The sequence below is a fragment of the Rhodococcus sp. FW305-130 genome (assembly GCF_058788335.1).
Window position 1 is genome coordinate 12,699 of record NZ_JBYTAP010000008.1, and the last position, 13,175, is coordinate 25,873.

At 64.0% G+C, this 13,175-nt stretch carries 12 protein-coding genes; 2 read left to right on the plus strand and 10 right to left on the minus strand.

Annotation, left to right across the window (positions count from 1 at the left end; translation table 11 throughout):
- Window positions 1–49: 49 nt before the first annotated feature.
- Window positions 50–1,417, plus strand: a complete 1,368-nt coding sequence (locus tag AC3WQS_RS23620) for a phosphatase PAP2 family protein (RefSeq protein WP_317558303.1) — start codon at window positions 50–52, stop codon at window positions 1,415–1,417.
- On the opposite strand, the gene mnhG is transcribed toward AC3WQS_RS23620, so the two are convergent.
- Genes mnhG through AC3WQS_RS23650 form a run of 6 tightly spaced genes read right to left on the minus strand, consistent with a single transcriptional unit; the run spans window position 1,383 to window position 7,707 of the window.
- Entirely contained in the window at window positions 1,383–1,727 is a 345-nt protein-coding gene (gene mnhG / locus AC3WQS_RS23625; RefSeq protein ID WP_003945045.1) for a monovalent cation/H(+) antiporter subunit G, read from the minus strand. The two genes, AC3WQS_RS23620 and mnhG, sit on opposite strands and share 35 nt — an antisense overlap.
- A complete protein-coding gene (locus tag AC3WQS_RS23630) occupies window positions 1,724–1,993 on the minus strand; it encodes a monovalent cation/H+ antiporter complex subunit F (RefSeq protein ID WP_003945061.1) in 270 nt (89 codons plus the stop codon). Before AC3WQS_RS23630 ends, mnhG begins: the two co-directional genes overlap by 4 nt.
- Window positions 1,990–2,562: a Na+/H+ antiporter subunit E gene (locus tag AC3WQS_RS23635; RefSeq protein WP_003945063.1), complete on the minus strand. Its 573-nt coding sequence runs from the start codon at window positions 2,560–2,562 to the stop codon at window positions 1,990–1,992. Before AC3WQS_RS23635 ends, AC3WQS_RS23630 begins: the two co-directional genes overlap by 4 nt.
- Window positions 2,559–4,244 carry a Na+/H+ antiporter subunit D gene (locus tag AC3WQS_RS23640; RefSeq protein ID WP_021343340.1) on the minus strand — a complete coding sequence of 562 codons (1,686 nt, stop codon included), beginning with the start codon at window positions 4,242–4,244 and terminating at the stop codon, window positions 2,559–2,561. The genes AC3WQS_RS23635 and AC3WQS_RS23640 overlap by 4 nt, the downstream gene beginning before the upstream one ends.
- Window positions 4,241–4,873 carry a Na(+)/H(+) antiporter subunit C gene (locus AC3WQS_RS23645; RefSeq protein ID WP_019744495.1) on the minus strand — a complete coding sequence of 211 codons (633 nt, stop codon included), beginning with the start codon at window positions 4,871–4,873 and terminating at the stop codon, window positions 4,241–4,243. Before AC3WQS_RS23645 ends, AC3WQS_RS23640 begins: the two co-directional genes overlap by 4 nt.
- Window positions 4,870–7,707, minus strand: a complete 2,838-nt coding sequence (locus AC3WQS_RS23650) for a Na+/H+ antiporter subunit A (protein WP_019744494.1) — start codon at window positions 7,705–7,707, stop codon at window positions 4,870–4,872. The genes AC3WQS_RS23645 and AC3WQS_RS23650 overlap by 4 nt, the downstream gene beginning before the upstream one ends.
- A 190-nt stretch (window positions 7,708–7,897) precedes the next feature.
- On the opposite strand from AC3WQS_RS23650, the gene AC3WQS_RS23655 reads away from it, so the two are divergent.
- Window positions 7,898–8,323 carry an NUDIX hydrolase gene (locus AC3WQS_RS23655; RefSeq protein ID WP_031331804.1) on the plus strand — a complete coding sequence of 142 codons (426 nt, stop codon included), beginning with the start codon at window positions 7,898–7,900 and terminating at the stop codon, window positions 8,321–8,323.
- On the opposite strand, the gene AC3WQS_RS23660 is transcribed toward AC3WQS_RS23655, so the two are convergent.
- The 4 genes from AC3WQS_RS23660 to AC3WQS_RS23675 are packed head-to-tail and all read right to left on the minus strand — an operon-like array spanning window position 8,280 to window position 13,136.
- Entirely contained in the window at window positions 8,280–9,659 is a 1,380-nt protein-coding gene (locus AC3WQS_RS23660; protein WP_225320317.1) for a hypothetical protein, read from the minus strand. The genes AC3WQS_RS23655 and AC3WQS_RS23660 overlap by 44 nt on opposite strands.
- The gene (locus AC3WQS_RS23665; RefSeq protein ID WP_492712817.1) at window positions 9,623–11,065 is read right to left on the minus strand and encodes a hypothetical protein; all 1,443 of its coding nucleotides are present in this window, start codon (window positions 11,063–11,065) and stop codon (window positions 9,623–9,625) included. Before AC3WQS_RS23665 ends, AC3WQS_RS23660 begins: the two co-directional genes overlap by 37 nt.
- Before the next feature lie 13 nt (window positions 11,066–11,078).
- Window positions 11,079–12,491 (minus strand): hypothetical protein, encoded by a 1,413-nt coding sequence (locus AC3WQS_RS23670; RefSeq protein ID WP_070796580.1) that lies wholly within the window; start codon window positions 12,489–12,491, stop codon window positions 11,079–11,081.
- 9 nt (window positions 12,492–12,500) lie between these two features.
- Window positions 12,501–13,136 carry a TetR/AcrR family transcriptional regulator gene (locus AC3WQS_RS23675; RefSeq protein ID WP_020968862.1) on the minus strand — a complete coding sequence of 212 codons (636 nt, stop codon included), beginning with the start codon at window positions 13,134–13,136 and terminating at the stop codon, window positions 12,501–12,503.
- Window positions 13,137–13,175: the final 39 nt, after the last annotated feature.

A 13,175-nucleotide genomic window follows, 5' to 3' on the forward strand; every position in this document is an offset into this window, starting at 1 on the left:
TGTCCAGTCTGCGTCCATATTCGGTTCACACGGCGTTTACTATTGTCCGGTGTTGATAGACAGTTGGTCCCAACGAGGGGGCGTACCCGGACAGTCGGATCGTTCGTGGTCGAGTTCTCATCGACTCCTTCTGATCGGCACAGCAGCATTGACCGTGCTGGTGCTGGGTGTGCAGGCGTTCGCGTCGTACAAGGGCTATCTCGGTCCGGTGGAAAGCCTGTTCGGTGACTACTTCCTCGTTCCTCGCTCGGCGACCATGCCCTGGGTGGGTCTCGCTCTCGCGCTGGTTGGACTGAACAACAAAGAACGCATCTACGCGTTATCCGCGGCCGTTGTCATCGACGTGGTCGTCGGCGCGATCCGCTGGTTCTCGGGTGGACCGCTGACTATGGGCACCGGCGGCACCTGGGTGCTGACGGCCATCGCGGTGTACGCGGTGTGGAAGTTGTCCGGCGAGCGTCGACTCAGCGTTCTGCACGGCGTCGCTCTCGGCGCGTTGCTCATCATCGCCGCCAAGGTTGCCGAGACGTGGCTGGAGATCACCATTCTCGTCGGCACCGACGTGTGGGACGAGTACGTGTTCCTCGCCGACCAGGCTCTCGGGAATCCGTCGTGGGTGATGGGCCAGATCGTCGACGCCATGGGCCCCGTCGGTGCAGCAGCCCTCGACTGGATCTACGTCGAACTGCCCGTCGCAGTGATCGTAGTTGCCCTCTACCAAGCACGTAAGGGATGGCCGTCGCATCACCTGCTGCGCACGTTCCTGCTCATCGGGCTGATCGGCCCGATCTTCTACGTCCTGTTCCCGGTGGTCGGCCCGGTGTTCGCCTTCGGTCCGCGTGGGTTCGGATTCCAGATCGGTGACTACTGGCCGAACATCGTGCCCAACTTCGACTTCGCATCACCGTCGTCGCTGCCGTTCGACGACGCCGCACCGCGAAACTGCATGCCGAGCCTGCACACCGCGTGGGCGGTCGCATTGTTCATCCACTCGCGCAGCGGACCGTGGTGGATTCGCAGCCTGGGATCGTTCTGGCTCGTTGCGACCCTGACCGCGACGCTCGGCTTCGGATTCCACTACGGCGTCGACCTCATTGCCGGTGCCGTCCTGTGCTTGACCCTCGATGCGGCGCTACGGGATCCGGAGCGAGGCTGGGGGTGGTTCCGAGTGCGTCTGTTGATCGGTGGCTCGGCACTACTCGCGGGGTTGTTGCTCTCGTACCGGTTCGCTGCGGTGCAGATGGCCGAGTACCCGGCGATCTTCGGGCCGCTGCTGATGGCTGTCCTGGTTCTCATGTCGGTCGCGTACTTCGCCACCTTCTTCGCCCGCCCCGGCACTGCACTTGCGGTGTGGGGCGAGCGCGACGGCGAGTGGGATGCCGCTACAGGAGAGAGTCCGGGTCTTCCAGCTCGTTGATCTTCATGAGGTCGTCCTCTTCGCGCTGTTCGCGGTAGGCGACTCGGCCGACGCTGTGCGCGATCACGGGCGCGGTCAGCAGCGTGAAGATGCCCACCAGGACCAACATCCAGATGTCGACGCTCCCACGAAGCAGGAACACGGCGCCCATCAGCACCAGGATCAGTCCGACCACCTGAGGTTTCGTGGCCGCGTGCATACGACGCAGGGTGTCGGGGAAGCGAACGATTCCCACCGCGGCGGTCAGCGCGAGCAGCGCGCCGAGGAAGATGGAGATGGCCCCGATCGTGTCGAGGATGTTGCCGATCACTGGTCACTCACCCGGAAGCGCGCGACGGACACGGAACCGATGAAGCCGACCAGTGCCAGCGCCACGATCGCGGGAACGATCGTGGTGTCTTTGCTGTACGCGGCCCAGACGGCGAGTCCACACATCGAGACCGCGATGATCGTGTCCAGAGCGACGAGGCGGTCGAGTGAGCTCGGACCGTCGAGCAATCGGAACGTGGTCAGTACAGCGGCGATCAGCAGAATCACTCCGGAAATGATCAAGATGGTGGTGATGAACCCGTTCATGGTTGGTCCTCCTGCCGGGGTGCATCGAATTCGTAGTCGCGCTGGTGCCACGGGCTGGGTTGCCAGTCCGAGTCACGTTCGAACGACGCGATGAACAACCGTTCGAGATCCTCCACCGAGCGGTAGAACGCGCTGACGGCTTTCTGCGAGCCGACGTCGAGCACGTGGACGTAGACGATGCGCCGGTTCTGGTCGATCTCGAGAACCATGGTGCCCGGGATCAGGTTCAGTACGTCGATGCACAGCGTGAGAACCAGGTCGGACTTGATCCCGAGTTGGTACCGCAGAACTCCGGTGACCGGCGGCGGCGACGGACGGATCGCCAGCCACGCGACCTGGATACTCGACTGGATCGCGTAGTACACGATCATCCACAGCAGACGCAGAATCGACAGCAGATGTACCCGACCCTCTACCGGTACGCGGGGGAGGGGAAGCAGGACCATGATGATCAGGCCGACGGCGAGTCCGCCGAAGATGTTGCCGAAACTGATGTTGCCCCACAACAGGATCCATACGACCATCAGCCACAGCAGGATCCCGACGCGGAGTACCTGTTCGCGTTTCATCGCGGAGCCTCCTCGGTGTTCGGGGCGTCGGTACTGGGAGCTACAGCAGGGTCGTCTGCAGCGACGGGAGCTTCGTCGACCGGCACGGGTCGGTGGTTGCCGAGAACCGCGTCGATGTAGATGGACCGGTCTTGCAGATCCTTCGCCGCTCTGTCGCTGATGTCGATGATCCGGCCCGCGAACACCGTCAGTGCCAGGCCGACGATGACGAGTCCGACCGTCGGAATCAGCATGAAGACCGGGATCTTGCCGACGTCCTCGCGGTCGACGAACGCGATGTCCTCTTCGGACTCGTCGATCAGTGCTGACGGGCTGACGTCGGCGAGGTCACCTTCGGGCGCGTCGGCGCGGGCTCGCCAGAAGGCCTTGGTCCACACGCGGGCGACCGCGTAGAGCGTCAGCAAGCTGGTGATCGTGCCGCCGGCGACGAGGATCCAGGCCAGCGCGCTGGCGTCGGCCGCACCGGCCTGCAGGAGCGCGACCTTGCCGATGAAGCCCGAGAACGGCGGGATACCACCGAGATTCAGTGCCGGGATCAGGAAGACGATCGCGAGGATCGGGCTGGCCGCCGCCAGACCGCCGAGTCGGCGCAGCGACGACGACCCGGCTTGTCGTTCGATCAGACCCACGACGAGGAAGAGCGTCGTCTGCACGATGATGTGGTGGGCGACGTAGTAGATCGCGCCGGACAGCCCGGACGTCGTGGACAGTGCGATACCGAAGATCATGTAACCGATATGGCTGACCAGTGTGAACGAGAGCAGACGTTTGATGTCGCTCTGCGCGATGGCACCCATGATGCCGACCACCATCGTGAGCAGGCCGCACACCATCAGTACGTTGTCGAGTTCTCCTTGCGGGAACAGCAACGAGTGCGCGCGGATGATCGCGTACACACCGACCTTGGTGAGCAACCCGGCGAAGACGGCGGTGATCGGTGCGGGCGCGGTCGGATACGAGTCCGGTAGCCACGCCGACAGCGGGAAGACCGCAGCCTTGATGCCGAACGCCACGAGCAGGACAGCGAAGATGGCGGTTCGTGTGCCCGGCGGAATGTTGTCGAAGCGCAGGGCCATGTCGGCCATGTTGAGGGTGCCGGTCGCCGCATAGGCGAAGGCGATGCCCGCCAGGAAGATCAGCGAAGACACCATCGAGACCATCACGTACGAGACACCGGCCCGAACGCGGTCGGCGCTGGCACCGAGCGTCAGGAGCACGAAACTCGCGGCGAGCAGAACCTCGAATCCGACGTACAGGTTGAAGAGGTCACCGGCGAGGAACGCGTTCGAGATACCGGCGGTCAATGCGAGATAGGTCGGCAGGAAGATCGAGACCGGCTGGGCCTCGCTGCCGTCGCGAATACCCTGACCGATCGCGTAGATCATGACGGCGAGCAACACCACCGACGAGACCACGAGCATCATCGCCGAGAGACGGTCGACGACGAGTGTGATGCCGATGGGGGAGTCCCAGCCGCCGACCTGAACGGCCGTCGTACCGTCGCGGTCGGCGAGGTAGAGCAGCAAGCCAGACACCGCGACGACGCCGATGAGCGCGATCAGTGTGATGACACGCTGGAAACGCGGACGTCGGCCGACAACCAGCGTCGCAGCTGCGGCCAGCATCGGGATCAGGACGGGCAGGGGCGCAAGGGCTCCCATCAGGTTGTCCGAGATGGTCATGCGCCGCCACCTCCCTCGATCTTGGTCTGGCGAGCGTCTTTGCGCCGCTTCTCGGATTCCTTCTTACGAGCAAGGTCGGTGGCCCAGTCGGGTACCGGTTCGTCCTCGAAGTCGCCGTCGTGGAGGTCGTCGTAGCATTCGATGTCCTCGAGGTTGACCAGTTGTTCGAGGGGAATAGGGTTGCCGTCCTTGTCGAATGCGTCACCGCCGATGCTCGGGGCGCCGGTGACCGGGTCGTCGGAGCGGTCGTGGTCGGGAGCGTCGGCAGGCAGGCGACGCTTGAGGATCTTGGTGTCCTCGGGATCGTCCTCGACGGCGTCGGCGGTGTTGATCTTGTAAGACCGGTACGCCAGTGCCAGAACGAAGCCGGCGATACCCATCGTGATCACGATGGCCGTCAGGATCATGCCCTGGGCGAGCGGATCCGCTATCTCCTCGTGGACCGAATCTCGGCCGACGATGGGCGGATTCCCGTCCGATCCACCAACAGTGAGGATCAAGAGGTTGATGGCGTTGCCGAACAAGAGCAGTCCGAGGAGCATCCGGGTGATGCTTCGTTCGATCAGCAGGTAGACACCGGCCGACGTGAGGACGCCGATCAGGATCAGCATTCCGATATTTGCGCTCATGGTGCTTTCACCTCGATTTCTGCGTCGAGGCGGGCGCCGAGACTTCGGAGTACATCCAGGACCAGGCCGACCACGATGAGGTAGACGCCCAGGTCGAAGAACAGTGCGGTGACCAGTTTGACGTGGCCGATGAGCGGGAGCGTGAACTCGAAGACAGCCGACGAGAGTGCCGGAGCGCCGAGGAACAGCGACACCAGGGCGGTGCCCGCGGCCAGCGCCAAACCGAGGCCGAGAATCTTGCCCGCGTCGATGGGTACGGCTTCACCGAGTTCGTAGCGGCCACCGGCGAGGTAACGCAGCACGAGGGCGAGGCCGGCCGTCAGGCCTCCGGCGAAACCGCCGCCGGGGGCATTGTGACCGGAGAAGAAGAAGTAGATCGACAACACCATGATGGTCGGGAAGATCAACCTCGTGGTGACCTCGAGAACCAGCGAACGGTGTCGAGGATCGATGAGGTCTCCGCCGCGCAACCACGTCGTGTCCGAGTTGGCCGCTGCCTTGTCGACGATGACGGAGGGGGCGTCCGCGACTCGCGGCGCGATGCCGAAGCGGCGGTTGCGGAACACGAGGCTGGCGACGCCGGTTGCCGCGACCAGCAGCACCGAGATCTCACCGAGCGTGTCCCATGCGCGAATGTCGACGAGTAGGACGTTGACGACGTTCTTGCCGTTGCCCAGGTCGTAGGCCGCGTCGGGAAGCAGTTCGTAGATCGGACGAGTGTTTCTCGCATTGGTCGCGAAGGCCGCGATGGTGGTGACGGTGATACCGACCGCGACGGCGAGTGCCGCACGCGGCCACTTGAAGCCGATTGCCTTGCTCTCGTCGACCTCTGCGGGGAACTTCCGCAGTACCAGCACGAAGATCACGAGGGTCAAGGTTTCGACGAGGAACTGGGTCAGCGCGAGGTCGGGTGCGCCGTGCAGCGCGAACAACACGCCACAGCCGTAGCCGGTGAGTCCGACGAGGATGACGCTGGCGAGTCGGTTGCGCATCAGCGTCGCGGCGATGGCGGCCGAAATCATCATCAGCGCGATAGTGAACTGGATGGGTGAATCCCACATCCGAAGGTCGACTCCGCCGCCATCGGTGTCGATGATCAGCAGGAACAGTGGCACCACGACCAGCGTCGCAAGAATCGTCGACTGCGTGCGGGGGAGCGAACCACGCTGAGTGGCACCGGTCAGGCGCATCGAGATGGTGTCCATGCCGCGCAGGGTCGCGTCGTAGATACGGTCGGCGTTGCCGAGCGGCGGGTGCTCGAAATGCAGGCGGCTGATCTGACGCTGCGCGATGTAGAGCGCGATGCCGCCGGCGATGACGATGCAGGTGAGCAGCAGCGGAGTGTTGAATCCATGCCACAGCGCGAGGTGGTAGTCGGCGTGAGGTCCGGGGGCCAGCGTGGTCGAGTACGGCGTCAGCAGCTTCTCGAGTTGGGGCGAGAGAATGCCGGCGGCCAGACCGAGAACCGCGAGTAGGCCGGGCGCGAACAGGAACAGCCAACCCGGCTTGTGCATCTTGCTCACAGCCGGACTCGGCTTGCTCAAGGTCTTGCGTCCGAAGGCTCCCCAGATGAACCGGACGCTGTAGCCGACGGTCAGGATCGAGCCCAACACGATCACCGTGACGACGGCGATAGACGACCAGTGGCCGAGCGCGTTGGTTTCGAGAACTGATTCGAGTGCGGCTTCCTTGCCGACGAATCCGAGTAGCGGTGGTAGACCGGCCATGCTGGCGGCAGCGAGGCTCGCGATGATCGCGAGAGCGGGTGCCGCTTTACCCAGGTGAGCAAGTTTGCGCAGGTCACGGGTGCCGGTGGTGTGATCGATGATGCCAACGACCATGAAGAGTGCGGCCTTGAACATTGCGTGCGCCACGACCATCGTCATGCCGGCCAGGGCGGCGTCACGCGTGCCGATGCCGACCAGGACCATCATGAAGCCGAGTTGGCTGACGGTTCCGAAGGCGAGGACGAGTTTGAGGTCGTACGCGCGCATGGCTCGCCAACCGGCGAGGATCATCGACAGCAGACCCAAACTGATGATGGTGATGCGCCACGGCGGCGAATCGGCGTACCCGGGAGCCAGACGCGCGACGAGGTAGATACCGGCCTTGACCATTGCTGCCGCGTGAAGATAACCGCTGACAGGGGTGGGTGCGGCCATCGCACCTGGCAGCCAGAAGTGCAGGGGCACGATTGCCGATTTGGAGAGCGCACCGATCAGGATCAAGACGATCGCGACGGACGGGAGCCACCCCGTCGGCGGGTTCGCGACCAGTTCGGACAGGTTGTAGCTGCCGCCGACCTGGCCGAGGATGATCATGCCGACCAACATCGCCAGACCACCGGCGGTGGTGACCAGCAGTGCCTGGGTCGCGGCGCGGCGACTGGTGGCGCGTTCGGCGTAGTGACCCACGAGCAGGAACGACAAGACGGTCGTCAGTTCCCAGAACACGTAGAGAAGCAGCATGTTGTCGCTGGTCACGAGTCCGAACATGGCACCCGCGAAGGCGACCATCTCGGCGGCGAAGATGCCGAGTCGAGGTTCGTCGTCGTTGAAGTAGCGGGCGCAGTAGATCAGGATCAGCGTGCCGACGCCCAGGACGAGCACGGCCATGATGGCGGAAAGCGCGTCGAATCTGAAGTCGATGTCCATCGACAGGCCGGGAACCCAGGTGATGTGCAGCGTCTCGACGGTGCCCCATTTGTCGATGACCCAGCCGAGGCTGGCGAGGGGGACTATCGCGAGGGGGAAGAAGCCGTTTCGCCCTAACCTGCGCACCACAAGCGGAGCCAAGAGGGCGGCAACGGCATGGGCAAGCAAGATAGCGAGCAAAAGGCACTCCGTCGTGTTGTCAGCGGGCGGCGGGGTGTCCGAACAAAATCGAACCTATCGGATTAACGAGACAATTCACCTAGTCGGAGAGGTTGTCTTTGCGTACATATTACCGGGCGTGGCAGTTTCGATGTGCAGCGAGTCGATTCGGACATCATCGGCACTCGCTGATACACGTAGGTTGGACGACGTGAATTCGTCGACTCCCACCACGATCATCCGTACCGCCGCCCTTGCGCACATTCGTGACCGCAAGCTGATCCAGACCCGGTCCGTGGGCAAGACCGCGTTCTACATGGCCGGCGGAAAGATCGACCCGGGTGAGACGCCCGAGCAGGCACTGCACCGCGAAATTCGGGAGGAACTCGACGTCGATCTGGTCGACGGGACGGTCACGTTCCTCGACGTCTTCGAGGCTCACGCTTTCGGACATTCCGCGGACACGGGCCTGCACATGAGTTGTTATCTGGCGGAGATGGCCGGAGACCCGCGCCCGACCAGCGAGATCGCCGAGTTCCGCTACTTCACGCTCGCCGAGTACGCAGCGATGGACGAGGTGGCGCCGGGATCGCTCAAAGTGTTCCATCGCCTGGCGTCGATGGATCTGATCGACTGATCGGCGGAGGCCCGGATCGATTGACTCGCCCCAAGCGCAGACTTGCATAGGCGCAGACGGCCACGATGATCAGTGCCACGGCGTCGAGTATCAGGATGTCGGTCGAGATTTCGAACGGGCCGACCGTCGTGATGCCGTTGAACGGCTTGTTCTCGTCGAGCGGCGTGTACGCCGTCCATCCGTAGTCGAACTGCGGATAGACGAGCAGGGCCAGCGCCGTCGGGCCGAAGATGACACCGAGTCCGACGAGGGCTCGTGACGCTCCGGTCCGCGGTGGCTCTCGGTACATCGCGCTGGCGATCGCGTACGTGACGACCGCAGAGGTGAAGGCGACAAGAAGATCGCTGATCGTGAGAACGTCACCGATCTTCGGCGACGGCGACGTGGCGTAGCTGACGATCCCGGCGACCGTCACCGCCAGGAGCAATCCGTAGCCGACGACCCGCGAGGGAGCGATCGCGCCGATTGCTGCCGCGGCGACGATGACGACGCCGATCACGACGGCGGTCGAGGCGGGGGTTTTCGACCATTCCATGGCTTCGGTTGCGGGACGGTTCGCCGACACCGCCGCCAGAGTTGCGACGGCGGCGGTACACATCAGCAGGATTCGACCGCCGTCGCCCAGCACCCGCGCGCAGATCACAGTGATTACGAGCGCGACGAGTAGAAGGGGCACGGCCGCCGTGACGGTGGTGATCTCGAACCACCAATTTGCCGCGACCCCGAAGAGAGTGAGCACCGCCGCGATAGTCACCGGCCGAACGGCCATCCGTTCCTTGGGGTGGTCCTTGTCGAAATCGTGGAACCAGAACGCGGCGACGCAGGCGGCGGCCAAAGCGAGCGCGAGAAGTGTTGCCCCCAACACCGGTGGTTGAAACTGGTTGGTGTTGTCGGCGATGTAGTCCGCGTACCGCCGAGGAATTGCGTCTTCGTCCAGGAGTGAATCCGAGACATGCACAGCCACAATCGTTCCCGCGACCGAGGCAGCTCGAACCCGGGGAGCGGCAGCAACCGTCACCGCGCCGACAGCGACTCCCGCACCGACGGGCGAGAGTGCCTCGAAGTTGTGATCGTAGAGCCCGGGCAGTTCGAGGAGGAGCCCGCCGAAGACCGTCATGGCCGCGGTCCGCAATCGGCAACGGGCCATCATCGCGGCTGTCCCGACCGCGACGACAGCCAAGACGCCGGCGCCGATGGTCGAGATGGACCAGAATCGGTCGCCCGTCGAAATCGACGTCGACTGGCTGTTCACGAACGGTGCCAAAGCGACGACGGTGACGACGAATGCCGTCACACCACTCAGTGCGACGAGCAGCGTCCTGCGGGCGATGGGCACTGCTCCAAAATAGTCAATCCGGTACCAGTTGCACCGCAATAGGAGGTCTCAGTCCGGTGACGGTGTGTCAACGGGGCTGCGGCGGCGGAGCGTGGCGGCGCCTCGTACGCGTAGGCAATGGTCGCGGCCTCGGCCCGGAAGGCTGCGTCGGGCTCGCTCGCGTCGACGTAGGCTCGCAATTCAGCGTTGTACTCGACGTACGTCGAGGGCGGATCGTGCCGGACGTACGTTGACGACACTGTCTCGATCTCGTGCTGCCCGATCGACATGAAGACCAGGGCAGTGAAAGGAATCGTCAACCCCAGCGTCGCTGCGACGGGATTCGACGGCAGAACGGATCCGAGCAGCAATCCCGACCCGACGCCCAGCGCGACAATGCGGAGCAGTAGAGCAAGTTCGTGTTCGCCGTCGAAGATCCACTCCGACAACGGGATCGCAGCCAGCAGAGCCAGACCTGCAATCGTACGATCCCGGTGTCGAGAACGCGACAAGCCGAAGACGACCGCGATGATCGCGAGGGCAGCGATCACCAACGGCGAGGTTCGGTCACCGTCGAGAAAGAAGCGGTCGGTCAGATCCGCGAACACCGTCGTGGCGGCGGCTCCAACAGCGGTTGCAACCCAAAGGAATCCGCCACTGCCTGAAGTTGTGTCCAGTCTCCTCACACAGAACCAGGTCAGGGTGAGGACGGCGACGGTGGACGCGACCATGACCAGCCAACCCGAAAACGTCGGTGGGTTCTCTTGCCGGTCGACGACCGAACTCAGAATCCGTTGGGTGACAGCGAGGCCGGTGACAACTGCCAGAGCGGCTGCGGCGACGCCCGGTTCGCTTTCGCTGATCCGCAATTCGGAGTCGTCTGTCACTGCGCACGCCACTGCGCAGATCAGGGTCAGCAACAGAAGTGCCCAGGCAGGTTCGCCGATGGACGACGTGCTGACGGGTATCAAATCGCCGGTGGACGATTGCGCGGCCAACCACGTCGACACCACGCCAATGATCAGCAGGTTGCGTCCGAGGCGGCTGTCCCACGATGCGGCGACAGCGCCGCCCAGGATGAGTCCGGCTGCAATGGTTTTGGCGAAACCCAGAACGCTCAGCAGATCAAGACCGACTTCTTCGGCGACGAGGAATCTGATCAGAATCAACACGACGACGCCCGAGTACACAAACGCCCACGCACGCCTGCGAGAACCGCGGTGCTGGAGATACGCGCAGGCCCCTACGGCGACGATGGCACCCACCACGACGCTGGTGGATTGGCTGCTGATCCATTGGTCGATCTTCGACTGCGGTTCGGTAACAGGCCATCTCATTCGCGCTGGGTTCGTCAGCGCCACGGCGGCAAGGATTCCCGAGAGAAAGGCCGCGAGGGCGCCGGTCCATGACCGGAGGTCGATGGTCATCGGTCTGTCCCGATCAGGCGGTCTCGGTGGGTTCCGATACCTCGGCGGGTGGGTGGGATCGTCGAAGGATCGCCGCACCACAGAAGCCGATGATCAGGGCGAAGAGGATTGCAGTGCCGACAGTCTGAGCGGTGACGTAGTCGACGGTGATTCCGATGCCGCGTCCGAATAATCCTCCGTCGCCGTGGGGAGAGACCGCATCGATGTCGAGCTGGCCTTGGATGTATATCGACGTCATCATCGGTGGGAAAGAGAGCTGATCGGTGAGAATGGCGATCGACGAGAAGGTCATCGCGGCAAAGGGAATGGCGAGTCCGAGTGTGGCGTCGACGAGGCTGCCGGGAGCAAGGGAACCGAACAGCAAACCGGCGGCGAGGCCCAGCGCGGCGATCTTCAGTGCGATTGACCAGACGCCGTGCGCGGAGTCGAAGGGCAGTAGTTCTGACAGCGGAACCGCAACGAGAACGGCGATGGGCACGAAGTTTGGCACCTGCTTGTGCAGCCTCAATCCGACGGCGACCAGAAGGGCCGCGAAAAGCACCAGTACCCAAGGGGACTTCAGGTCTCCCCAGTGGCCGGAACCCTTCGCGATGTCGACGAAGAGCGGGGCCGACGCAGCGGCCAGTGCGGTTGCCGCCCAGAGGAACTTGCCACCAGCACCGGAGGCGTCGCCGAGGCGGTAAGCGGCGATCCACGTCAAGGCGAGCGCAGCGCCTGCCGCCAAAACCATGACGATCCAGGCGGTCGCCTCGGACGCGTATTGCTGGCGGTCGATCACGGCGCCGAGCACTCGATGCCCGATCGCCAGCGCGGTGATCACCACGAGAGCGATGCGGATTTCACCCGAGTCCGGCTTGCGAATCCGGAAGCCGGCTTGCGCGGTCACTGCACAGGCGATTGCTGCTGCGGCCGTGGCGCCGATCAGCCACCACGACGGCTCACCCACCGAAGACGTCGTCATCCGGGCTGTCCCACCGGCGAACGTGCGGATCGCGAGGAAGGTGGCGAGCACGCCGAGGAGTGTCGCGTTCTTGGTGGCAGTGCGGTCCCAACTGACGGCAACCACGCAGCCCAGAATGGTGCCGGCTGCAACACTTTTGACGATGATCAAGGCGATCAGCAGGTCCAGTGACGCAACCTCGGGTACGACTGCCCGAACGATCGCGATGACGGCGACGCCGACGGCGATCGCGATCCACGCCGCCCGACGGGACCCGCGACGCTGTGAGATGGCGCAGGCAAGCACGGCGATCACGGCGCCGAGGCCGACAGCAGTCGGTCCGCTGCTGATCCAGCGATCTACTTCTGACGGGGAGGCCACGATGGCCCAGTCGCGAAGAACGGGATTGGTCAGGGCCAGCGCCGCGAGTATCCCGGACAGGAGTGCAGCGACGGTGGTGAGGATCGCTCGAAGGTCGAGTGGCATCGGGCCAACCTATCGCGGCGCCGCAACATCGGTCGTGGGCGGCGTGAGTGCCGGAAACCAGATGTCGGTGAGAACGTCTGCTGCGACGTCCGCACCCGCGGTGATCGCGCCCTGTTCCGCCCACCGAATGAAGAAGCGCTCGATCTGTGTCAGCAGGAGCTCGACCCGGAGTTTCGCCTCGTCGTGTCGGCTCTGCGGCCAGCGTGCCAGGTACGACGGCATCGCGTTGGGCAGTGCGGAGATGCCTTCACGTGCCAGTGTTCGGAATTCGGGTTCGAGGACCATGGCCTCGTCCCACGCCCGCATCATGTGGTGGTGATCGCGGCACCAGTCGAGAGCGCGGTTGATCCAGCCGGCGAATTCTTCGCGCGAACCGGAATCGAGTACGTGGTCGAGATCCTGGAATATCGCGAGCGTGCTGGATACGACCGTGTTCGAGCCGAGGGCCTTGAGTATGTCGATCTTGCCGGGGAAGTGCAGGTAGAAGGTGGCGCGGCTGCAACCGACCCGGCCGGCGATGTCCTCGACGGTGACAGCCGCGTATCCGCGTTCGGTGAAGAGCGCGCCGGCGGCATCCACGAGGTCTGCGCGGGTTCGCTGCTTCTGCTTCTCTCGCAGCGTCAGTCTGCCGGAGGTATCTGTCATTACCGGGATCCTAGTGCCGCGGGGGCTCTCACGGGTCAG